Origin of the sequence: Streptomyces sp. NPDC050504 (assembly GCF_044458065.1) — a bacterium.
GTDB lineage: Bacteria > Actinomycetota > Actinomycetes > Streptomycetales > Streptomycetaceae > Streptomyces.
This window is the reverse complement of sequence record NZ_JBITHO010000002.1, coordinates 563657-584415: the sequence shown is the minus strand read 5'-3', so window position 1 is coordinate 584415 and position 20759 is coordinate 563657. Positions and strand designations below refer to the sequence as shown.

The window sequence follows — 20759 nt, the reverse complement described above, 5'->3', positions numbered from 1 at the left end:
GGTGGTCTTCGTACGGGCGGAAGCGTACGGCCGACCGGCCCCGGCAGGGAAACTCTCCGCAGTGATGCGTAATGCGTAATCCGTGACGCGAGCGTCTAGTAATCCGTGACGCGCAGGCCGTCCTCCACGAAACGCCAGACGTCCGTGTAGGGGTCGCGCCGGCTGTGGGGGACGTGCGCGGCGTGCTTAGCGTTGATCCGCTGGGCGCGCTGCTTGGCCAGCTTGTACCCGTCCTTGATCTGTTCGGTACGCACGATCTTGGCCTGATCCTTGGTGGTGAAGAAGGGAAGCCGCTGGGCGGCGGCGTCGCAGTTCCGGCCAAACGTGCTCGTGTAGTCCTGGTGGTGCAGCAGTCGCCACAGCTCGAAGCAGGGGTGGGAATAGGCGACCCGCAGGCTCGCGTCCCTGATGTCGTCCACGCCCTCGGCCTTCCACTCCTCATCGACCCGGCGCATGATGTCGTCCACGCCTTTGTGGTCGTCCCGGTCGAAGAGACACCACACCGTGGTCCACCGGTAGCCTGTGGGCGGCTTGGGCCACCTCTCCTTTCTCTCCTTGCGCTTCTCCTCGCGCAGCTTGTCCAGGGCCTGGTCCAGGAGGTCCAGCGGCTTGCGTGAGTGCCGTGAGTTCTTCGGGCCCTTAGTGCCACCGTGAGTGCGCTCGTCGTTGGCGATGTGCACGGAGAGACGTACCGAGGGGTCACGCCACTGGCGGACGATGTCGACGTACTGGGGCTCGGTGACCGTGCCCTCGGTGTACACCCACACCGTGGGCTGCCGCAGGGACGCCCGCTGCTTGCGGTCCGTCGCCGAATCCTTGCCTCTAGCCCGTGCTGCCATCAGTCCCGCTCCGCCCCCATCGTGGCTGCCTTGTCCGCCGTGGAATCCGTGAGGAGACGCGTCGCCAGCAGACGGCGGGCCACCTGACCCTCGGTGACATCCGGTACCGCACCGAACGACCCCGCCAGATACGAACTCATCAGGTCTTCCAGCTCACCGGGCTCGGCCGCTGTCAGCGGATACAGCTCGGTGGCACCGTTCTGGTCCTTCTCCGTCAGCCACACCTGCCCGGGGTCCAGCAGCCGGCCTCCCGCCGGGGTGCGCAGCAGCGACGGGTCGTGCGAGGTGAAGACCAACTGCGCGCCGCGCGGGTTGACGTCCGGGTCGTGGAAGATACGTACGACCTCGGCTGCGAACCGGGGGTGCAGGCTGGCGTCGAGTTCATCGACCAGTAGTACCGCCCCTTCCTCCAGGGCGAGCAGCATCGGGCCCAGCAGTGCGAACCAGGACCGGGTTCCGTACGACTCAAGGTTCCAGTCGAGCAGCGTGCCTGAGCCGTGCAGGAGCTGGACAGTGGGCGGCCGGCCCGGTTCCTGGTCGATCTGCGTGCCGCTGATGCCGAGGTCCGCCACCCGCAGCAGTTCCTCGATACGCAGTCGCGACTGCTTGCTTTCCTGGAGGCGGCGCGCGGTGAACTGCTCGCGCTCGCGCCGCTCGGTCTCCGGAGTGATCAGCCACAGATTGCGCTCGAACCAGTGATAGAGCGGCGAGAGCTGGGGGTGGTTGTCCGTGGCGGCACGGGAGAGGAAGAGCGCGTTGGACCGGGTGGTACGGGCCAGCAGCGCGCGATCCTGAATGCGGCCACCGGGGAAGTCGTACTCCTCCGGGCGTGCGGCGTCCCGGTCGAGCCAGACCTGGCGCCGTCCCTTCGGATACGAGTGCAGCCACTCCGCCTCGACGCGGGTGGCACCGAGCTCGAAACCGTAGGTCCAGCGAATGCTGTCCGCATCGAGGAAGTCGACCTCGTAGAAGGAGGTGTCGTCCGCCGACTTCTCGTCCAGCGCGAACTCCTCGCGCGGGATGCCCCGGTACGACGTCCACCTGGAATACGAATCGAGGACGGCGTCCCGCATTCTGGAGAGTGCGGTGAGGACGTTGGACTTGCCCGACGCGTTCGCGCCGAAGATGCCGACCAGCGGGTAGACCTCAAGAGTCTTGCCGTCCGATGTCTCCACCCCGTGGGCGGGACCTGGCGGGTGGCCTGCGGGAACGGTGAAGGACAACTCCTGCTCGTCGCGCAGGGACCGTACGTTCGCCACACGGAACCTCAGCAGCACAGCGCCCTCCTCTCCTCGCGCACAGGCTAGTGGCGTAGGCAGCGTCCTGCCCACTGGGAGTGGTGGTGATCAGGCTGGCTGGGCCTCCGCTTTTTGGCCTCCAGTTGTTGGCGACTGCGACACCAGGACTGTGTTCTGGTTGTTCTGGTTCTCAACGACGTCCATCGGCAGCCTCCGCAGCAGCACCCAGAACCCCACCGCCGCCACGCTCCCGATCGCCGCGCACAGCGCCCACAGCCAGCCCGCCCCGAGCCGGTCGATCACCGTGCCCGACACCAGCGGGGCGAGCATCGCGGCGACTCCCCAGGCCATCGTGTACATGCCCTGGTAACGCCCCCGCCCGCGCGTCGGCGAGAGCCGCGCCACGAGTCCGGCCTCCGTCGGCGAATTGATCATCTCGCCGAGCGTCCACACCAGCACGGCCACCGCGTACAGCGCCATCGAGGACCCGGCGAAGGCCGTGAGCCCGAAGCCGTACCCCGCGAGCAGCGCGGAGACGACCAGCGGCCCCCGGGGTTCGCGGTGCTGGATGAAGCGCGTGACGGGGATCTGGAGGGCGACGATCAGCAGACCGTTGAGCGCGATCACGGTCCCGTAGTCCGAGCTGCTGAACCCCTCCTCGCCCATCACGATCGGCAGCGCGACCCCGCCCTGCTGGAGCACCAGCGAGACCAGGAACGACAGTCCGACGACGCTCATGAAGCGCCCGTCGCGCAGCACGGTCCCGAGCCCGACCGAGGGCTCGCCGCCCGGATCGCCCTTCGCCGCGCCGGCCCCCGCCACCCCGCCCTCGGCCGCCGGCCGCGTCTCGGGGATCTTCACGAACACCAGCACCGCGCACACCATCGTCAGCACGGCCTCGCCGAGGAACCCCGCGAGGTAGGAGTACTCCGCGACGAACCCGGCCCCGGCCGCCGACAGCGCGAACCCCAGGTTGAGCGCCCAGTAGTTCAGGGAGAACGCCCGCACGCGGTCCTCGGGCGGCAGCAGGTCCGCCATCATCGCCAGCACGGCGGGCCGCGAGGCGTTGCTCGCCACGCCGACCAGGCACGCGACGGCGGCGATGGCGACCGGGTGCTCCATGAACCCCAGCAGCGCCACGGACACCGCCGTCGACGCCTGCGCGACCACCAGCGTGGGCCGCCGCCCGAGCCGGTCGGCCATGACCCCTGCGCCGATCGCCGCGACGATGCTGCCGAGCCCGTACAGCGAGGCGACGAGCCCCGCGTACGCGGCGGAGTAGCCGCGCTCGACGGTCAGGTACATGGCCATGAAAGTCGATACGAAGGCGCCGAGCCGGTTCACCAGCGTGCTCGTCCACAGCCACCAGAACTCCCGTGGCAGTCCGGACACGCTCTCCCGTACGGCCCGCGCCATACCGGCGACAGACATGGTGGTCCCCCTGAGCGACGAGAAGTGAGTGATGTAAGTGGTGCAACCGCGATGCGCACATTACTCACGCGGGGGCCCCGACCGCCAGACAATTGACGGCAACCGTCAAGCGTCGCCCGCCTCTCCGGGGTCGATTACGCTCGTACGCATGGCCGACGCACCGTACAAGCTGATCCTCCTCCGCCACGGCGAGAGCGAATGGAACGCGAAGAACCTGTTCACCGGCTGGGTGGACGTCAACCTCACCGAGAAGGGCGAGAAGGAGGCGGTCCGCGGCGGTGAGCTGCTGAAGGCCGCGGGGCTCCTCCCCGACGTGCTCCACACCTCGCTCCAGAAGCGCGCCATCCGCACCGCGCAGCTCGCGCTGGAGTCCGCGGACCGCCACTGGATCCCGGTCCACCGCAGCTGGCGCCTGAACGAGCGGCACTACGGCGCGCTCCAGGGCAAGGACAAGGCGCAGACGCTCGCCGAGTTCGGCGAGGAGCAGTTCATGCTCTGGCGCCGCTCGTACGACACCCCGCCGCCGGTCCTTGAGGACGGCACGGAGTTCTCGCAGTCCGACGACGCGCGCTACGCGGCGATCCCGCCGGAGCTGCGCCCCCGCACGGAGTGCCTGAAGGACGTCGTGGAGCGCATGCTCCCGTACTGGTACGACGGCATCGTCCCGGACCTCCTCGACGGCAGGACGGTCCTGGTCGCCGCCCACGGCAACAGCCTGCGCGCGCTGGTCAAGCACCTCGACGGCGTCTCGGACGAGGCCATCGCGGGCCTGAACATCCCGACGGGCATCCCGCTCTCCTACGAGCTGGACGAGAACTTCAAGCCCCTCAACCCGGGCGGCACCTACCTCGACCCGGACGCGGCCGCCTCCGCCATCGAAGCGGTCAAGAACCAGGGCAAGAAGTAACGCGTACGCCATGGGGCTCCCGGGCGCGCAACCCCCGCGCCCGGGAGCCCTCCCTCCGGCGGACCGCCTCTGGTACGCCGCGTACGGCTCCAACACTCATCTGACCCGCCTCGCGCGCTACCTCGCGCACTGCCGCGACCGCACGCCGCCCGTGTGCTCGCGCGCCCTCGAACTGCCGGGGGCTGTCTACTTCGCGACCGAGTCGGCGGTGTGGGGCGGCGGCCGGGCCTTCTACGATCCGGCGGCCGACGGGCGGGCGTTCTTCCGGGCGCACCTGATCACCGCGGGGCAGTTCGCCGACGTCGCGGCCCAGGAGATGTACCGCGCACCGGGTGCGGACCTGGACCTCACCGCCGTACTTGCGCACGGGCGCGCGACGCTGGGGGAGGGGCGCTACGAGACGCTGGTCCGCGCCGGGACCCTGGACGCGCTGCCCGTGCTCACCTTCACCGCGCCCTGGCGCGCCGCCGACGTCGACCCGCTGCCGCCGTCCGCCGCCTACGCCCGGCACATCGCGCTCGGCCTGCTGGAGGCCGGCGCCTGGAGCGCGGCCGAGGTGGCGGCGTACGTCGCGGGCCGCCCGGGAGCGGCCGGGCACTGGAGTCCGGAGGCGGTGGCGGAACCGCTGGCCCGCCCGGAGCCGTAGCCGCGGGCCCGACTCCGGGCAGCCGGAGCCGGATCCGGAAACCCGACCCCGCCCCGAGCCGTAGCCGCGGGCCGGGGCGCGTACGGCGAAGGGCCCCGTCCTGGTGTGGACGGGGCCCCTCGCGACGCACCGCGACGAATCAGCCGCAGCAGCCGCCGCACTGGCACGGCGCGCCCGACTGGCAGCCGCACCCGCAGCCCGAGCCGCAGCCGCAGGCGCCGAGGACCGTCAGGTGCACCACTTCGACAGAGGTCTCCGACTGGGGGTCGGTGATGGGGGAATCGGCCATGGGGTCCCTCCCGGGTGGGCAGTCAGAAGTTGCCTTGCCCATTGCATGCCCGTTCTCCCGGGCGCATCAACGGCGCACTGGGTCAGGACCCCGACGAGCCCCCGCGCGCGCCCCCTCGGGGCCGCCCCTCGGGACCGCCCCTGGGGAAACCCGTTCCTCAGGCGCCCTCGACCTGCGCGGTCGGCGCCTGGAGCTCGTCCGCGTGCTCGCCCGTCACCAGGTACACCACGCGCTTGGCCACCGACACCGCGTGGTCCGCGAACCGCTCGTAGTAGCGGCCCAGCAGCGTCACGTCGACGGCCGTCTCGATGCCGTGCTTCCAGCGGTCGTCCATCAGGTGCTGGAAGAGCGTCCGGTGCAGCAGGTCCATCTCGTCGTCGTCCTGCTCCAGCTGGAGCGCCAGGTCGACGTCCTTGGTGATGATGACCTCCGCCGCCTTCGCCATCAGGCGCTGCGCGAGCTGACCCATCTCCAGGATCGTCGCGTGCAGGTCGCGCGGGACGGGGGAGGCGGGGAAGCGCAGCCGCGCGAGCTTCGCGACGTGCTGCGCGAGGTCGCCCGAGCGCTCCAGGTCGGCGCTCATGCGCAGCGACGTCACGACGATGCGCAGGTCGGTGGCGACCGGCTGCTGCCGCGCCAGCAGGGCTATGGCCCGCGCCTCCAGGTCGTGCTGGAGGTCGTCGACCTTCTGGTCCGCCGCGATCACGTTCTCGGCGAGCTTGAGGTCGGCGTCGAGCATGGCCGTGGTGGCGCGCCCGATCGCGGACCCGACCAGCCGGGCCATCTCGACCAGGTCCTCGCCGATCGAATCCAGTTCCTCGTGGTACGCGTCACGCATGGGTGTCGTCCCTCTCTTGGTACCGCCGTACGGGGCCCTTCGACCCCCACGCTCCCACGTTCGGCCCCGCACGCGTCCGGTTCCGGCATCCCAGGTGAATCACCCCTTGCCCTTCGGTGAACTCTGGGCGACGAGTGTTCGAGCAGCCCCTCGTATGGCTGGGAGAGTGTCGGCGACCCCGCATAACCTGGACACATGGACGTGAACGCGGCGGTCGCCGCAGCAGCAGCGATCGCCGGGTTGTGCACCGGCGTCATCGCCATGCTGGCGTTCCGCTGGAGCGAGCGCGACCAGGCGCGGCCGACCCGCACATCCCTGCACACCGATGCCGTACTGCCCCCGGGCGTGGACACGGTCCTTTCGGTGCTCAGGTCGTCGGCCGTCGTCCTCGACGAGAGCGACTCCGTCGTGAAGGCCAGCTCGGCGGCGTACGCCCTGGGCCTGGTCCGCGGCGGCAAGCTCGCCGTCGAACCCATGCTGCACATGGCGCGCGACACCCGGCGGGACGGCGAGATACGACAGGTCGAGCTCGACCTCCCCAGACGCGGCACGGGCCGCGGCGAGGCGCTGGCGGTCTCCGCCAGAGTCGCCCCGCTCGGCTCCCGGCTGGTCCTGCTACTGGTGGAGGACCTGACGGAGGCCCGCCGCATCGAGGCGGTGCGCCGCGACTTCGTGGCGAACGTCAGCCACGAGCTCAAGACCCCGGTCGGCGCGCTCTCGCTGCTCTCCGAGGCCGTCATGGACGCCTCGGACGACCCCGAGGCGGTCACCCGCTTCGCGGGCCGCATGCAGATCGAGGCGACCCGGCTGACCAACCTCGTACAGGAACTGATCGACCTCTCCCGGGTCCAGAACGACGACCCGCTGGAGGACGCCGAGCCCGTCCGGGTCTCCGAGCTGGTCGCCGAGGCGATCGACCGCTCCCGGCACCCGGCGTCGACCAAGCAGATCACGATGGCCGCGGGCGGCTCGGGCGAGCTCTACATCTGGGGGAACAGGGGCCAGCTGGCCGCCGCCCTGGGCAACCTCGTGGAGAACGCCGTCAACTACTCCCCGGCCCGCACCAGGGTCGGCATCGCGGCCCGGCGCGTCCCGGCGCCGGGCGGCGACCTCATCGAGATCGCGGTCACCGACCAGGGCATCGGCATCTCCGAGAAGGACCGCGAGCGGGTCTTCGAGCGCTTCTACCGCGTCGACCCGGCCCGCTCCCGCGCCACCGGAGGCACCGGCCTGGGCCTGGCGATCGTCAAGCACGTGGCCGCCTCGCACGGCGGGGAGGTCACCGTCTGGAGCTCCGAGGGACAGGGCTCCACCTTCACCCTGCGGCTGCCGGAGGCCGGTGCCGTACGGGACCGCTCTTCGGGATCCTCCCGCTCATCCCGGTCCTCCGGGGATCCGACGGCTCGCGACGAGGCCGCCGCCGACCCCTCGGACCACACCACCTACGAACCGCTCCCTGCCCCGGAGGTCCTTCCGTGACCCGAGTGCTTGTCGTCGAGGATGAGGAATCCTTCAGCGACGCCCTGTCCTACATGCTCCGCAAGGAGGGCTTCGAGGTCGCCATCGCGGCCACCGGGCCCGACGGGCTCGACGAGTTCGAGCGCAACGGCGCCGACCTCGTCCTCCTCGACCTGATGCTCCCCGGCCTGCCCGGCACGGAGGTCTGCCGCCAGCTGCGCGGCCGCTCCAACGTCCCGGTCATCATGGTGACCGCCAAGGACAGCGAGATCGACAAGGTCGTCGGCCTGGAGATAGGAGCCGACGACTACGTCACCAAGCCCTTCTCCTCGCGCGAGCTGGTCGCCCGCATCCGCGCGGTGCTGCGCCGCCGCGGCGAGCCGGAGGAGGTCACCCCGGCGGCCCTGGAGGCCGGCCCGGTGCGGATGGACGTCGACCGGCACGTGGTGACGGTCGCGGGCGCCAAGATCGACCTCCCGCTGAAGGAGTTCGACCTCCTGGAGATGCTGCTGCGCAACGCGGGCCGCGTGCTCACCCGCATGCAGCTGATCGACCGCGTGTGGGGCGCGGACTACGTGGGCGACACCAAGACCCTGGACGTCCACGTGAAGCGCCTGCGCGCCAAGATCGAGCCGGACCCGGGCGCGCCGAGGTACCTGGTGACGGTCCGCGGCCTGGGCTACAAGTTCGAGCCGTAAATCGACATCGCGCATGCGCAGTGCGTACGTGAAGGGGGGCGCCCCGCAGGAATCCTGCGGGGCGCCCCCCTTCACGTACGCGGGTACCGGGTCAGTGGCCCGCGCCCTGGGTCGCCGTGGAGCCGTCGGACGGCTTGCCGGACTCCCCGCCGGCCGCCGGGCTCTCGCCCTCGCCCGGCTTGGTGGAGGCCGCGTCCGACGCGCCGCCGGAGGGCTTCGCCGTGCCCGACGTCGGCTTGGCCTCGGGGGCCTTCGGCAGGCTGGTCGGGCCGACGCCCTCGAAGTAGCTGGTGGCGGGCACCACGAGGGCCCGCAGCTGCACGTTGCCCGTCTTGCTCAGCTGGAAGACGACGCGCTGCGCGACGCCGTTCTTGGCGGCCTCGCTGCCGTTCTCGATCACGGCGGACGCGTTGCCCTTGCCGCCGATCGCGACGGAGCCGCCCGCGGGGACGATGATGGGGCCCTTGCCCTTGGCGGCGCTGAGCTTCACCGTCGCGCTGGTGCCCGGCAGCGAGATGGAGTCCAGGGTCTCCGGCTCCTTGCCGTTGTTGAAGATCGTGCCGGTGACGACGGCGGGGCCCGCGGCGTCGGCCTTGGGCTGGGTGACGACCGTCACGTTCTGGATCTTGATCTCGTCGACCGCGGTGGCGGCGGCGTCCGGCTTGACGCCGAGCGTCTGCGCGTCGTTGCCCGCGCCGCAGGCGGAGAGCGAGGCGATCGAGATCGCGATGGCGGTGGCGGCGAGGGCGCCGCGTCGAAGGCTGCGGCTCACGGCGGCGGCAACTCCTTGGACGTACGGACGGGGAGGGTGCGGGCGGCCGGGTTAAAGCCGTCCTAAGTAACTGTCAGCTCGCTTAGGTTACCGAGCCTCCTCGCGGCCCCCGCACCCGACCCGCCCCCCGAGTCGCACCGCGTCCCGAACCGGCGGCGCACGGCTCCCGGGCACGGTGCGGATCCCGCGATTTAGCGTGCCGTTCACATAACGCCGCAGTTCAAACGACTGTTCATCGGACCAGCGCGCCAGTGATCAATTAGCCGGAAGGCGGGGAAGGTGCGGAAGGGCCCGCGCATTCACCTCGGAAAATGCCCTGCTTGATCAATTCCTATGCCACGCGGATGTCATACGCGCGCTTGCACGACATCCGAACGGAGTACGGGAAGATCCACCGGGGGAAACCGGCAAAACGGGACGTTCGACCCCTTCGTGCGCCGGTCGGGTGTGTGCGGCACGTCCGTTTGGGCCCGCCCGGACAGCCGCTCCGACCTGCGAATACCCCCTTCCGGAAGGCCTCCGCAGCACGTTCCTGTTGCTGTTGTCAAGCCCCGAGATATGCCCTGACCTGCGAAAACGCCATTCAGAAGAAGCCGTATCCGTGTTACCCTGGATAGCCACGGAAGGGGTACCTGTCACATGACGTTCAAGGTTGGCGACACCGTGGTCTATCCCCATCACGGGGCCGCGCTGATCGAGGCCATCGAAACTCGCCAGATCAAAGGCGTGGACAAGACCTACTTGGTGCTCAAGGTCGCCCAGGGCGACCTGACTGTTCGTGTACCAGCGGACAATGCGGAGTTCGTCGGTGTACGCGACGTCGTCGGTCAGGACGGGCTGGACCGGGTCTTCGAAGTGCTGCGCGCGCCGTACGCGGAAGAGCCCACGAACTGGTCCCGTCGCTACAAGGCGAATCTCGAAAAGCTCGCGTCGGGCGATGTCATCAAGGTCGCCGAAGTAGTGCGTGACCTGTGGCGCCGTGAGCGTGAGCGCGGTCTCTCCGCAGGTGAGAAGCGCATGCTCGCGAAGGCGCGACAGATTCTGGTGAGCGAGCTGGCCCTCGCTGAGAACACCAACGAGGACAAGGCCGAGGCCCTGCTCGACGAGGTCCTCGCGTCCTGACAGCAGAAGCACCCTGACAGCCGTGCATCGCCACTGCCGTCACGGTGCCGATTCTGATTGCCGCGGTGCCCGCCGACCCGCTGTGTGCCCCTCTCCCCGGGATTTCCCCCGGGACCCCTGGGAAACCCACTCTCCCCCGGAGCCTCTCCCGCAGAGGAAGCTTCTCCTGTGGAGCGTGGGACACAGTCGTTGCCGGGCACTGCGGCATGTTCGTATTTCGGCCACGGCGTTCGGGTGCGTTCGGGTGTTCTGTGTGCCGGGCTCGGGCCGCAGGCTCGACCGGTCGTCACGGAAGGGTCCGGTCAAGGCATCGTGCCCGGCACGCTTGAGGCCATACCCAAATCGGCTGCGGCCACAAACCTGTGGGCAGAAACCTGCCAAATCTCCACGGAGTGCACCCGATGTCTGACGTCTCCGATGTACCGCGGCAGGGCCGTACCGCCGCTGTGATCCCCGCCGCCGGCCGGGGCGTGCGCCTCGGTCCGGGCGCCCCCAAGGCACTGCGCGCGCTGAACGGCACCCCCATGCTCATCCACGCGGTGCGCGCCATGGCGGCCTCCCGCGCCGTCTCCCTCGTGGTCGTCGTCGCCCCGCCGGACGGCGCCGCCGAGGTCAAGAACCTCCTCGACGAGCACGCGCTGCCCGAGCGCACCGACTACCTCGTCGTCCCCGGCGGCGCGACCCGCCAGGACTCCGTGCGCGCCGGCGTCGAGGTGCTGCCCGAGGGCGTCACCACCGTCCTCGTCCACGACGCGGCCCGCCCGCTGGTCCCCGTCGACACGGTCGACGCGGTGATCGAGGCCGTACGGGACGGGGCGCCCGCCGTCGTCCCCGCGCTGCCCCTCGCCGACACCGTCAAGCAGGTGGAGCCCGCGGCCGAGAAGGGCGCGCCCGAACCGGTCGTCGCCACTCCCGAGCGCGCCAGGCTGCGCGCCGTACAGACCCCGCAGGGCTTCGACCGCGACACGCTCGTGCGCGCGCACCGGACCGTCACCGGCGACGTGACCGACGACGCGAGCATGGTGGAGCAGCTCGGGCTGCCCGTCGTGGTCGTGCCGGGGCACGAAGAGGCGTTCAAGGTGACCAGGCCGCTGGACCTCGTCCTGGCCGAGGCGGTACTCGCACGGAGGAGGGCCAACGATGGCTTCTAGCAACCTGCCGCTCGTCGGCATCGGCACCGACATCCACGCCTTCGAGGAGGGCCGCGAGCTGTGGCTCGCCGGGCTGCGCTGGGAGGGCGAGGGCGACGGCCTGGCCGGCCACTCCGACGCGGACGTCGTCGCGCACGCCGCCTGCAACGCGCTGTTCTCGGCCGCCGGGATGGGCGACCTCGGGCAGCACTTCGGGACCGGGCGCCCCGAGTGGTCCGGCGCCTCCGGGATCACCCTGCTGACCGAGGCCGCGCGCATCGTGCGCGCCGCCGGGTTCGAGATCGGCAACGTCGCCGTGCAGGTCGTCGGGGTCCGCCCCAAGGTCGGCAAGCGGCGCGACGAGGCCCAGAAGGTGCTCTCCGAAGCGGTCGGCGCGCCCGTCGCGCTGTCCGCCGCGACCAGCGACGGCCTCGGCTTCACCGGGCGCGGCGAAGGGCTCGCGGCGATCGCGACGGCCCTCGTGGTCCGTACGGACTGATTTGGCCGACAATGACGGTGGGTCGCGGGGGAGCGCGGCGGTCGGCCCGGGTAGTCGTACAGGGGTCAACCACCGAGCATCCCCCGGAGGCCCACCATGTCCGCCGCACTCTCCGACGACCTCAAGGCGCTCCTCGACACCCCGGTCTTCGTCTCCGTCGCCACGATCCAGCCCGACGGCAGCCCGCAGGTCTCCCCTGTCTGGGTGAAGCGGGACGGCGACGACGTGCTGATCTCCACCACGATCGGCCGCCGCAAGGAGCAGAACCTGCGCCGCGACCCCCGCGTCACCGTCCTGCTCCAGCCCTTCGACGCCCCGTACACCTACGCGGAGATCCGCGGCACCGCCAGCATGACCACCGAGGGCGGCCGGGAGCTGATCGACGAGCTGTCGCTGAAGTACACCGGCAAGGAGTACGCCGATTTCAACCCTTCGTCCGTTGACGACGCCCAGCGCGTGGTCGTCCGGGTGACGCCCAGGAAGATCGTCGGCTCGATCTGATCGGTACCCATCGGGAAATTGGGTCACAAAGTTGTCCCGCGGCCCGGGAAAGGGTCGCGGGGCACTGCGCCGGGCCCACTACCCTTGAAGCGTGACTATTCGCCTGTACGACACCAGCGCCCGGCAGATCCGTGACTTCTCCCCGCTCGTCCCGGGCTGCGTCTCGATCTACCTCTGTGGCGCGACCGTGCAGGCCGCCCCGCACATCGGCCACATCAGGTCCGGGCTGAACTTCGACATCATGCGCCGCTGGTTCGAGTACCGCGGCTACGACGTCACGTTCGTGCGCAACGTGACCGACATCGACGACAAGATCATCGCCAAGTCGAAGGACCAGGGCCGCCCCTGGTGGTCGATCGGTTACGAGAACGAGCGGGCCTTCAACGACGGCTACGACGCCCTCGGCTGCCTGCCGCCCACCTACGAGCCGCGCGCGACCGGGCACGTCACCGAGATGGTCTCGATGATGCAGGGCCTCATCGAGCGCGGGCACGCGTACGAGTCCGACGGCAGCGTCTACTTCGACGTGCGCTCCTTCCCCGAGTACCTCGCGCTCTCCCGGCAGGACCTGGACAAGATGATCCAGCCCGCCGAGGACGGCATCAGCGGCAAGCGCGACCCGCGCGACTTCGCCATGTGGAAGGCCGTGAAGCCGGGCGAGCCGCACTGGGAGACCCCGTTCGGCCCCGGGCGCCCCGGCTGGCACCTGGAGTGCTCGGCCATGGCGCACAAGTACCTCGGCTCCGCCTTCGACGTCCACGGCGGCGGCCTCGACCTGATCTTCCCGCACCACGAGAACGAGATCGCCCAGGCCAAGGCCTTCGGCGACGACTTCGCGAAGTACTGGGTGCACAACGCCTGGGTCACCATGAGCGGCGAGAAGATGTCGAAGTCGCTCGGCAACTCCGTGCTGGTCAGCGAGATGGTCAAGCACTGGCGCCCCATCGTGCTGCGCTACTACCTGGGCACCCCGCACTACCGCTCGATGATCGAGTACAGCGAGGAGGCCCTGCGCGAGGCCGAGTCCGCGTTCGCGCGCATCGAGGGCTTCGTCCAGCGGGTCGTCGAGAAGGCCGGGGGCGTGGTCGCCCCGGCCGACGAGGTCCCGCCCGCCTTCGCCGAGGCCATGGACGACGACCTCGGGGTGCCGCAGGCGCTCGCGGTCGTCCACACCACGGTCCGGCAGGGCAACAGCGCGCTGGCCGCCGACGACAAGGAGGCCGCCATCGCGCGGCTCGCCGAGGTCCGCGCGATGCTCGGCGTCCTCGGGCTCGACCCGCTGGCCCCGCAGTGGGCGGGCGGCGCGGGCGACCAGGGCGAGGACCTGCACGGCGTCGTCGACACGCTCGTACGCCTGGTGCTCGAACAGCGCCAGTCGGCCCGCGAGCGCAAGGACTGGGCCACGGCGGACGCGATCCGCGACCAGCTCCAGCAGTCCGGGCTCGTCATCGAGGACAGCCCCGACGGCCCCCGCTGGACGCTCGGGCCGCGTTAGTCCCGCCCCCGCGATGTGCCGCCCGGTCCGCCGGGCGGCACACTTCATTTACGTACACACGCTTGCACACGCTTTCGCAGCTTGAGGAAACAGGTAGGTCATGGCCGGGAACAGCCAGCGCAGGAACCGCCGCACGTCCAACAAGAAGGGCGCCACGGTCGGCAGCGGTGGCCAGCGTCGCAAGGGCCTGGAGGGCAAGGGCCCGACGCCGCCCGCCGAGGCCCGCAAGAAGCACAAGAAGAACCGCATCGCCACCGCCAAGGCGAAGCACGCCGCGAACCGCCGCCCGGCGCCCCGCCGCGGCGGGGTCAAGGGCACGTCCGAGATGGTCGTCGGCCGCAACCCGGTCTTCGAGGCGCTGCGCGACGGCGTTCCCGCGACCACGCTCTACGTCCAGCAGTTCATCGACAACGACGAGCGGGTGCGCGACGCGCTCCAGCTCGCGGCCGAGCGCGGCAACGTCAACCTGATGGAGGCGCCGCGCCCCGAGCTGGACCGCATGACGAACGGCCTCAACCACCAGGGCCTCGTCCTCCAGGTGCCGCCGTACGAGTACGCGCACCCCGAGGACCTGGTGGAAGCCGCGCACGACGCCCACGACGAGCCGCTGATCGTGGCCCTCGACGGGGTCACCGACCCGCGCAACCTCGGCGCGATCGTCCGTTCGGTCTCCGCGTTCGGCGGCCACGGCGTGGTCGTGCCCGAGCGCCGCGCCGCCGGCATGACGGCCGGCGCCTGGAAGTCCTCCGCGGGCACCGCCGCCCGTACGCCGGTCTCCCGCGTCACCAACCTGACGCGCGCCCTGGAGAGCTACCAGAAGGCCGGGCTGACGGTCGTGGGCCTCGCGGCCGACGGCGAGCACACCGTGCAGGACCTGGAGGCGCTCGGCGGCCCCGTCGTCATCGTCATCGGCAGCGAGGGCAAGGGCCTGGGCCGTCTCGTCGGCGAGACCTGCGACTACCTGGTGCGCATCCCGATGCCGGGCGGCGCCGAGTCGCTGAACGCCGGTGTCGCGGCGGGCATCGTGCTGTACGAGGCTGCGGCGCGCCGCAGGGGCTAGCCGGAAGCGGGGGGCGCGCGCCTTCGTGCGCGCGCCCTCGGCGTGCTGCGGCACGCCCCGTGTCGCAGCGTGTCTTGACTGGCCTCGGACACTATTCGGGCGTCAAGGCAGTGTCCTAAACACAAGTCACTCGGTTAGATGAGTGTGGACACCAGAACACCCGGGTTCGACGAGCAGCCCGCACTGAGCATGATCAAGGTGGACTGCGACCCCGCGCAGGTCATCGTCAATCACGCCAGCTTCCGCGTGCAGCTCGCGCCGAGCGCTGCCGCCAAGGTTCCGGCCATGGGGCGTCGCCGGGCGCCCGTCGTGTGGAGCGGGAAGTCCGAGCCGGGGGACCCCGCGGCGTCGGGCCTGCTCCAGGCCGTGCGGAACAACGCGACCGCGAGGGCGACCGCAGGCGCGACCGCCACGGCGACCGCGACCGCCACGCGGTACGGCGGTGGCGGCGCGTACGAGGGCGACACGCAGGTCATCCCGCGCATCGACGACACCATGCCGACGCCGCTGGTGGGAGGCGGCTCCGGCACGGGACCGCTGCTGCCGCCGATGCGGCAGGCCGTCGGGGCGTACGACGACGAGGTGACGGTCGTCGGGGGAGCGCCGGGGAGCGGGGCGCACTCCAGCGACGACGACAACGACGACGACCGGGCGCGGCACGCGTACTACCCCGGGCGGCGGATGAACCTCGGCGTGGTGCTCCTGCCCATGCGGGTGTTCCTCGGCTTCATCTCCATCTACGCGGGCATGGGCAAGCTCTGCGACCCCGTCTACTTCGACGGCGGCGAGCGCGGCTCCATGGTCAAGTGGCTCAACTCGCTGCACCCCTGGGCGCTGGCCGAGCCGCTGCGGGACTTCGCGCTCTCGCACCCGGTGGGCGCCGGGCTCACGGTGGCGTTCCTCCAGGTCGTGGTGGGCGTGCTGACCGTCCTCGGGCTCTGGCAGCGGGTCGCGGCCTGCGTCGGGACGCTGCTGTCGGCGGCGCTGCTGATGACGGTGAGCTGGAAGACGGTGCCGGTGTACGACGCGCCGGACATCATCTACCTGGCCGCCTGGTCGCCGCTGATCATCGCGGGCGCCCCGGTCTACTCGGTCGACGCGCGGCTCGCCGGCGAGGCGTGGCGGACCCTCGGTCCCCGCTCCGAGCTGTGGGACCTGCGGCGCCGGGTGCTGCGGCGCGGCGCCGTGATGGCCGCGGTGGTCGTCGGTCTGACGCTGCTGATCGGTTCGGTACTCGGCGGCGCGGTGCGCTCCGCGGACGTGGTGACCGTGCCCGGTCCCAACGACGACCCGACCAACCACCTGCCGGGCGCCCCGCTGCCGCGCGAGACCGGCGAGCGGCGGGCCTCCGAGGGTCCTTCGGGCGAGCCGCGGGACGAGGAGGAGACGCCGGAGCCGACCGCGAGCAGCAGTGGCGCGGGCGCCCCGTCCGACGAGGAGTCCGAGCCGAGCGAGGACACCGCGCGGGAGGGCGGCGGGCAGTCGTCCGCCGGTCGGCCCAGCGAGACCCAGGGCACCGGGACGGGCCCGGCGCGGCAGGAGCAGGAGAGCGCGCCCGAGCCGCCGCAGCAGCAGTCGGAGCCGGAGCCGCCGCCGTCCAGCGCGGGTCCCACGTCCAGCGGCGGCACCGGCGGGTCGGACTCGCCCGACGACGGGGACGACGCCCCGGGCCCGATCGGCGGGCTGCTGGGCTGAGGCCCGCACGGACAGCAGGACCCACGCATGCGTAAGGGGCGCCGACCACTGGTCGGCGCCCCTTACGCATGCGGGTCGTTCAAGGCCCTGTACGGCCGCTCAGGAGGCCAGCTCCTTGGCGGCCTCGGTCAGGTCCTTCGCGGTGTCGATCGCCCGCCAGTACGCGCCCTGCGGCAGCGGGAACCCGGCGAGGCTGCGCTCCCTGGCGAGGCGCGGGAAGGTGGTGCGCTCGTGGTCGCCCGTGTCGGGCAGCAGCGGGGTGAACGAGGGGGCGAAGACGTAGACGCCCGCGTTGATCAGGTACGGGGACGGCGGCGACTCGATGAAGTCGGTGATGTGGCCGAACGCGTCGGTCTCGACGGCTCCCCAGGGGATGCGGGGCCTGGCCAGGGCGAGCGTCGCGGTGGCGTCGCGCTCGGCGTGGAAGGCGGCCATCTCGCGGAGCGAGAACCGGGTCCAGATGTCGCCGTTGGTGGCGTACCAGGGCTGGTCCGGGTGGGGGAGGTGGGCCGCGGCGTACTTGAGGCCGCCGCCGCGGCCGAGCGGCTCCGTCTCGACGACGGTGGTGACGCGCAGGGGGAGGTCGGCGCCCGCCAGCCACTCCTGGAGGACCTCAGCGAGGTGGCCGCAGGAGACGACGGCGTCCGTCACGCCTTCGGCGGCGAGCCAGGAAAGCTGATGGCCGATGATCGGGGTCCCGGTTCCCGGGATCTCGACCATCGGCTTGGGGCGGTCGTCGGTGTACGGGCGCAGTCGCGAGCCCTGGCCGCCCGCCAGGACCACGGCCTGCGTCGGATACGTAAGCATGCAGGCACGATATGCGGTGCTCGGGGCAGGGGTCAGCTGGCCTTCGCGACGGCCGACGCGAACGAGGTGTCGCAGACGGGCCGGGAGTAGGAGTGGGCGCGGGCGGGACCGTACTGCTGGACGGCGGCGCGGCCCAGGGCGCGGGCGATGGACATGCAGTGCTTGGCGAGCGAGGGGCGATCCTCTACGGTGCGCTGGAGGCTCGTCAGCGCGCTGCCGGGGTCCTTCTCCTGGAGCTCGACCAGGAGCCGGTCGCGCAGGACGTCCTGCGGGGCGCGGGGCTTGGCGGCGACGGACACGTCCGTGGATGATGCGGTGAGCATCGAGCTGTCGGAGTTGCTTCCCGCCCACGGGACGTAGGTGACCGCGAGCGTTCCTGAGAGCACCAGGACGACGGGCAGGACGAGGGCGAGGGTTCGGCCGATTCGGCGGGCTGTGTGGGTCACGCGAGTGAGCGTAGCGCTCAGTGGTGATATGGCGACATTTAGTCACCCCTGCGGGGGATGGTTCGACTGCCGCTTTCGAATCGGGTGTTGACGCACAGCGGTCGAAATGGGCGTTCTGCCGGGGTATTTGTCTACAGCCGCTAAACATACGTACGGCCCCGCACCGGACAAGTGCGGGGCCGTGCGCGAGAACTGACGGAGCCTCGGGAAGGCCGGGGCCGCCGGGGCGGCGGGCCCGGGGGCCCGCCCGAGCCGCCTTCGGTCAGTCGGCCAGGCGCTCGCCGGTCGACGTCGAGAAGACGTGGATCTCACCCGGACGCGGGACGACGTGCAGCTGCGCGCCCTTGTCGGGCACCTGGCGGCCACCCACACGGACGACGAGGTCCTTGTGCTCGCCGCCGACCTCGGCGGAGCCGTACACGTAACCGTCGGCGCCGAGCTCCTCGACGACGTTGACCGAGACGGCCAGGCCCGCCGGGGCGTCCGAGGACTCCTTGGACAGGGACTTGGCGGCGCCGCCGTTCAGCTCGACCACGTCGAAGTGCTCGGGGCGGACGCCGACCGTGACGGTCGTGTCGCCCTTGTCGGCGGCGGCCGACAGGGCCTCGCGGGAGACCGGGACGACGCTGTTGCCGAACTTCACGCCGCCGTCGGTGATCGGGACCTCGACCAGGTTCATCGCCGGGGAGCCGATGAAGCCCGCGACGAAGAGGTTGGCGGGGCGGTCGTACATGTTGCGCGGCGAGTCGACCTGCTGGAGCAGACCGTCCTTGAGCACGGCCACGCGGTCGCCCATGGTCATGGCCTCGACCTGGTCGTGGGTGACGTACACCGTGGTGATGCCCAGGCGGCGCTGGAGCGAGGCGATCTGCGTACGGGTCGAGACGCGGAGCTTGGCGTCGAGGTTCGACAGCGGCTCGTCCATGAGGAAGACCTGCGGCTCGCGGACGATCGCGCGGCCCATCGCGACGCGCTGGCGCTGACCGCCGGAGAGCGCCTTGGGCTTGCGGTCGAGGTAGTCCGTGAGGTCGAGGATCTTCGCGGCCTCCTCGACCTTCTTGCGGATGTCGCTCTTGTTGACGCCGGCGATCTTGAGGGCGAAGCCCATGTTGTCGGCGACGGTCATGTGCGGGTAGAGCGCGTAGTTCTGGAACACCATGGCGATGTCCCGGTCCTTCGGCGGCAGGTGCGTGACGTCGCGGTCACCGATGCGGATCGCGCCGCCGTTGACGTCCTCCAGGCCCGCGAGCATGCGCAGGGAGGTGGACTTGCCGCAGCCGGAGGGGCCGACGAGGACGAGGAACTCGCCGTCCTCGGTCTCGATCTCCAGCTGGTCGACCGCGGGCTTCGTCGAGCCCGGGTAGATCCGGGTGGCCTTGTCGAACGTGACGTTTGCCATGGCTGTGCGTCTCCTTCACCGGCAGGAACGTGCCGGACGATCCGAGTAAGGGAGTGAAGTGGTTTAGTCCATTTGGGCGGACTGGCAGTTGACGCTACCCGGCCGGTTCCGTTCTGTCAGTACCGGAGAGGTGACGAAATTTTCGGCCACCTGGCGAGGTCGGGCGGTTACACTTCTCGCGCTGCCTCCTTAGCTCAGCTGGCCAGAGCACCGCTCTTGTAAAGCGGGGGTCGTCGGTTCGAACCCGACAGGGGGCTCTGCGCGAAACGCCCCGAACCGGGTTGCCTCCCGGCGAAGGCGTTCCCACCGGCCCCGGACGCGTCGTCGTCCGGGGCCGGTTTCGTGATCGGTTCGACGCCGGACCATGACGGAGGCCACCGTGGACGACGCGATGCGGACGAACTCCTACCCGGGCCGCTGCACCAGGTGCGGCGCGGGGGTCGAGGCCGGGGCAGGTGTGCTTCTTCGCAGCGTGTGGGGCGGGCGGGTGCTCTACCACCCGGACCACGCGCCGGTCCCCGATGCCGACGGCACCACGTCGGACGTCTCCGCGCTGCGTCCCAACCGGCGGGACGGCGAGTGCGAGACCTGCGGCTCGACCGTTGCCGCAGGGCTGGGAGTGCTGGTGAGGACGGTGTTCGGCGGCTGGGAGGTCTACCACCGCGAGCACGTCCGTGAGCCCGCGCCGCCGCCCCGCAGTTGTCGCGAGGGATGGCACCGGCGCCGCCTCCTGTCCCTGGACATCGCCACCACCGGCAACCGCTACGGCGTCGACCGGATTCTCGGCGCGGCCGTTCGCGCCAGTGACGGAACGCGCCGGTCCTGGCTCCTGGATCCGGGCCCCGGACCGGTGTCGGTCGCGCCGTCGAAGGGCCACGGCATCTCGGTGGAGCACGCACGGACCGACGGGCAGCCCGCCGCCGACGCGCTGGAAGACCTGGCGACCGTGCTCGCCGCGCACCTGGCGGGCAAGGAGGTCCTCGTTGCCTGGCACGCCCCTTTCGTACTCACCACGTTGGAGAGCGAACTGCTCAGGCACGGACTCGTGCCGTTGGCCGACCGCCTGGCCAACGGGCTGTCGCCGGTCTGCGACCCGCTCGTCCTGGACCGGCACGCCGAACCCTTCCGGACGGGAGGGCGCGCACTGGAAGCGGTCGCCGAGTGGTACGGCATCCCGCACGAACGACCGGGGGATCCCGCCTGCGACGCTCAGACCGCACTCGTCCTCGCACAGGTGGTCGCGGCCTGCCATCCGGCGGTCGGCCGCCTGTCCCGCCCCGCGCTCCACCGGGAACAGGTGCGGTGGCACGAGCAGTACGTACGGGAGGCCGGAGCGCGGCGTCCGGGCGGGAAGGGGGACCGCTGGCCGCTGGCAGAGGTCCGGGTGCTGGACTGGGAGGAGCACCGTTCCGTATGACGCGTGGCGGTCCGGCGAGGGCGTCGCGCTAACGGGGTGACGCACCGGTAACAAAGGTCTGGTCAGGGGGAG

Annotated in this window: 21 protein-coding genes and 1 tRNA gene; 13 read left to right on the top strand and 9 right to left on the bottom strand. The window is 71.0% G+C overall.

Annotated elements, in window-relative coordinates; all coding sequences use genetic code 11:
• Positions 1 to 95: 95 nt before the first annotated feature.
• The 3 genes from ACIBNE_RS08450 to ACIBNE_RS08440 all read right to left on the bottom strand — a co-directional run bounded on the left by ACIBNE_RS08450 (position 96) and on the right by ACIBNE_RS08440 (position 3508).
• Positions 96 to 839, bottom strand: coding sequence for an RloB family protein (locus ACIBNE_RS08450; protein WP_399270692.1), 744 nt, complete (start codon positions 837 to 839; stop codon positions 96 to 98).
• Positions 839 to 2116 (bottom strand): ATP/GTP-binding protein, encoded by a 1278-nt coding sequence (locus ACIBNE_RS08445; RefSeq protein ID WP_399270691.1) that lies wholly within the window; start codon positions 2114 to 2116, stop codon positions 839 to 841. The genes ACIBNE_RS08450 and ACIBNE_RS08445 overlap by 1 nt, the downstream gene beginning before the upstream one ends.
• A gap of 69 nt (positions 2117 to 2185) precedes the next feature.
• The gene (locus ACIBNE_RS08440) at positions 2186 to 3508 is read right to left on the bottom strand and encodes an MDR family MFS transporter (protein WP_399270690.1); all 1323 of its coding nucleotides are present in this window, start codon (positions 3506 to 3508) and stop codon (positions 2186 to 2188) included.
• A gap of 148 nt (positions 3509 to 3656) precedes the next feature.
• Between ACIBNE_RS08440 and ACIBNE_RS08435 the strand changes: the two genes are divergently transcribed.
• Positions 3657 to 4415 (top strand): phosphoglyceromutase, encoded by a 759-nt coding sequence (locus ACIBNE_RS08435; RefSeq protein ID WP_399270689.1) that lies wholly within the window; start codon positions 3657 to 3659, stop codon positions 4413 to 4415.
• 10 nt (positions 4416 to 4425) lie between these two features.
• Positions 4426 to 5061 carry a histone deacetylase gene (locus ACIBNE_RS08430; RefSeq protein ID WP_399270688.1) on the top strand — a complete coding sequence of 212 codons (636 nt, stop codon included), beginning with the start codon at positions 4426 to 4428 and terminating at the stop codon, positions 5059 to 5061.
• 139 nt (positions 5062 to 5200) lie between these two features.
• On the opposite strand, the gene ACIBNE_RS08425 is transcribed toward ACIBNE_RS08430, so the two are convergent.
• Together ACIBNE_RS08425 and phoU are read right to left on the bottom strand one after the other, a co-directional pair.
• Complete coding sequence (locus ACIBNE_RS08425; RefSeq protein ID WP_399270687.1) at positions 5201 to 5350, bottom strand: hypothetical protein; 150 nt, start codon at positions 5348 to 5350, stop codon at positions 5201 to 5203.
• A gap of 157 nt (positions 5351 to 5507) precedes the next feature.
• Positions 5508 to 6188 carry a phosphate signaling complex protein PhoU gene (phoU, locus tag ACIBNE_RS08420; protein WP_399270686.1) on the bottom strand — a complete coding sequence of 227 codons (681 nt, stop codon included), beginning with the start codon at positions 6186 to 6188 and terminating at the stop codon, positions 5508 to 5510.
• Positions 6189 to 6383: 195 nt separating this feature from the next.
• On the opposite strand from phoU, the gene ACIBNE_RS08415 reads away from it, so the two are divergent.
• The gene (locus ACIBNE_RS08415; protein WP_399270685.1) at positions 6384 to 7667 is read left to right on the top strand and encodes a sensor histidine kinase; all 1284 of its coding nucleotides are present in this window, start codon (positions 6384 to 6386) and stop codon (positions 7665 to 7667) included.
• Complete coding sequence (locus tag ACIBNE_RS08410) at positions 7664 to 8344, top strand: response regulator transcription factor (protein ID WP_226734322.1); 681 nt, start codon at positions 7664 to 7666, stop codon at positions 8342 to 8344. Before ACIBNE_RS08415 ends, ACIBNE_RS08410 begins: the two co-directional genes overlap by 4 nt.
• 91 nt (positions 8345 to 8435) lie before the next feature.
• Here ACIBNE_RS08410 and ACIBNE_RS08405 read toward each other — a convergent pair whose 3' ends face one another.
• A complete protein-coding gene (locus tag ACIBNE_RS08405; RefSeq protein WP_399270684.1) occupies positions 8436 to 9116 on the bottom strand; it encodes a DUF461 domain-containing protein in 681 nt (226 codons plus the stop codon).
• Between the two features lie 639 nt (positions 9117 to 9755).
• Here ACIBNE_RS08405 and ACIBNE_RS08400 point away from each other — a divergent pair.
• The 7 genes from ACIBNE_RS08400 (at position 9756) to ACIBNE_RS08370 (ending at position 16618) form a co-directional block, all read left to right on the top strand.
• On the top strand, positions 9756 to 10238 hold the full coding sequence (locus tag ACIBNE_RS08400; RefSeq protein ID WP_003953493.1) for a CarD family transcriptional regulator: 483 nt from the start codon (positions 9756 to 9758) through the stop codon (positions 10236 to 10238).
• A 401-nt stretch (positions 10239 to 10639) separates the two neighbouring features.
• Positions 10640 to 11389 carry a 2-C-methyl-D-erythritol 4-phosphate cytidylyltransferase gene (gene ispD / locus ACIBNE_RS08395; RefSeq protein WP_399270683.1) on the top strand — a complete coding sequence of 250 codons (750 nt, stop codon included), beginning with the start codon at positions 10640 to 10642 and terminating at the stop codon, positions 11387 to 11389.
• Positions 11379 to 11867, top strand: coding sequence for a 2-C-methyl-D-erythritol 2,4-cyclodiphosphate synthase (ispF, locus tag ACIBNE_RS08390; protein ID WP_399270682.1), 489 nt, complete (start codon positions 11379 to 11381; stop codon positions 11865 to 11867). Before ispD ends, ispF begins: the two co-directional genes overlap by 11 nt.
• 96 nt (positions 11868 to 11963) lie before the next feature.
• The gene (locus ACIBNE_RS08385; RefSeq protein WP_399270681.1) at positions 11964 to 12368 is read left to right on the top strand and encodes a PPOX class F420-dependent oxidoreductase; all 405 of its coding nucleotides are present in this window, start codon (positions 11964 to 11966) and stop codon (positions 12366 to 12368) included.
• Between the two features lie 91 nt (positions 12369 to 12459).
• Entirely contained in the window at positions 12460 to 13863 is a 1404-nt protein-coding gene (gene cysS / locus ACIBNE_RS08380; RefSeq protein ID WP_399270680.1) for a cysteine--tRNA ligase, read from the top strand.
• 100 nt (positions 13864 to 13963) lie between these two features.
• A complete protein-coding gene (gene rlmB / locus ACIBNE_RS08375; RefSeq protein ID WP_399270679.1) occupies positions 13964 to 14923 on the top strand; it encodes a 23S rRNA (guanosine(2251)-2'-O)-methyltransferase RlmB in 960 nt (319 codons plus the stop codon).
• A gap of 138 nt (positions 14924 to 15061) precedes the next feature.
• Positions 15062 to 16618 carry a DoxX family membrane protein gene (locus ACIBNE_RS08370; protein ID WP_399270678.1) on the top strand — a complete coding sequence of 519 codons (1557 nt, stop codon included), beginning with the start codon at positions 15062 to 15064 and terminating at the stop codon, positions 16616 to 16618.
• Positions 16619 to 16717: 99 nt separating this feature from the next.
• Here the strand turns inward: ACIBNE_RS08370 and ACIBNE_RS08365 are convergent, their stop codons facing one another.
• From ACIBNE_RS08365 to ACIBNE_RS08355, 3 genes are all read right to left on the bottom strand, one after another.
• Positions 16718 to 17425 (bottom strand): NDP-sugar synthase, encoded by a 708-nt coding sequence (locus tag ACIBNE_RS08365; RefSeq protein WP_399270677.1) that lies wholly within the window; start codon positions 17423 to 17425, stop codon positions 16718 to 16720.
• Between the two features lie 32 nt (positions 17426 to 17457).
• Positions 17458 to 17871, bottom strand: coding sequence for a hypothetical protein (locus tag ACIBNE_RS08360; protein WP_399270676.1), 414 nt, complete (start codon positions 17869 to 17871; stop codon positions 17458 to 17460).
• A 262-nt stretch (positions 17872 to 18133) separates the two neighbouring features.
• A complete protein-coding gene (locus ACIBNE_RS08355; protein WP_399270675.1) occupies positions 18134 to 19270 on the bottom strand; it encodes an ABC transporter ATP-binding protein in 1137 nt (378 codons plus the stop codon).
• A 183-nt stretch (positions 19271 to 19453) separates the two neighbouring features.
• On the opposite strand from ACIBNE_RS08355, the gene ACIBNE_RS08350 reads away from it, so the two are divergent.
• Positions 19454 to 19527: transfer RNA gene (locus tag ACIBNE_RS08350), tRNA-Thr, on the top strand.
• Between the two features lie 107 nt (positions 19528 to 19634).
• Complete coding sequence (locus ACIBNE_RS08345; RefSeq protein WP_399270674.1) at positions 19635 to 20687, top strand: hypothetical protein; 1053 nt, start codon at positions 19635 to 19637, stop codon at positions 20685 to 20687.
• Positions 20688 to 20759 lie beyond the last annotated feature (72 nt).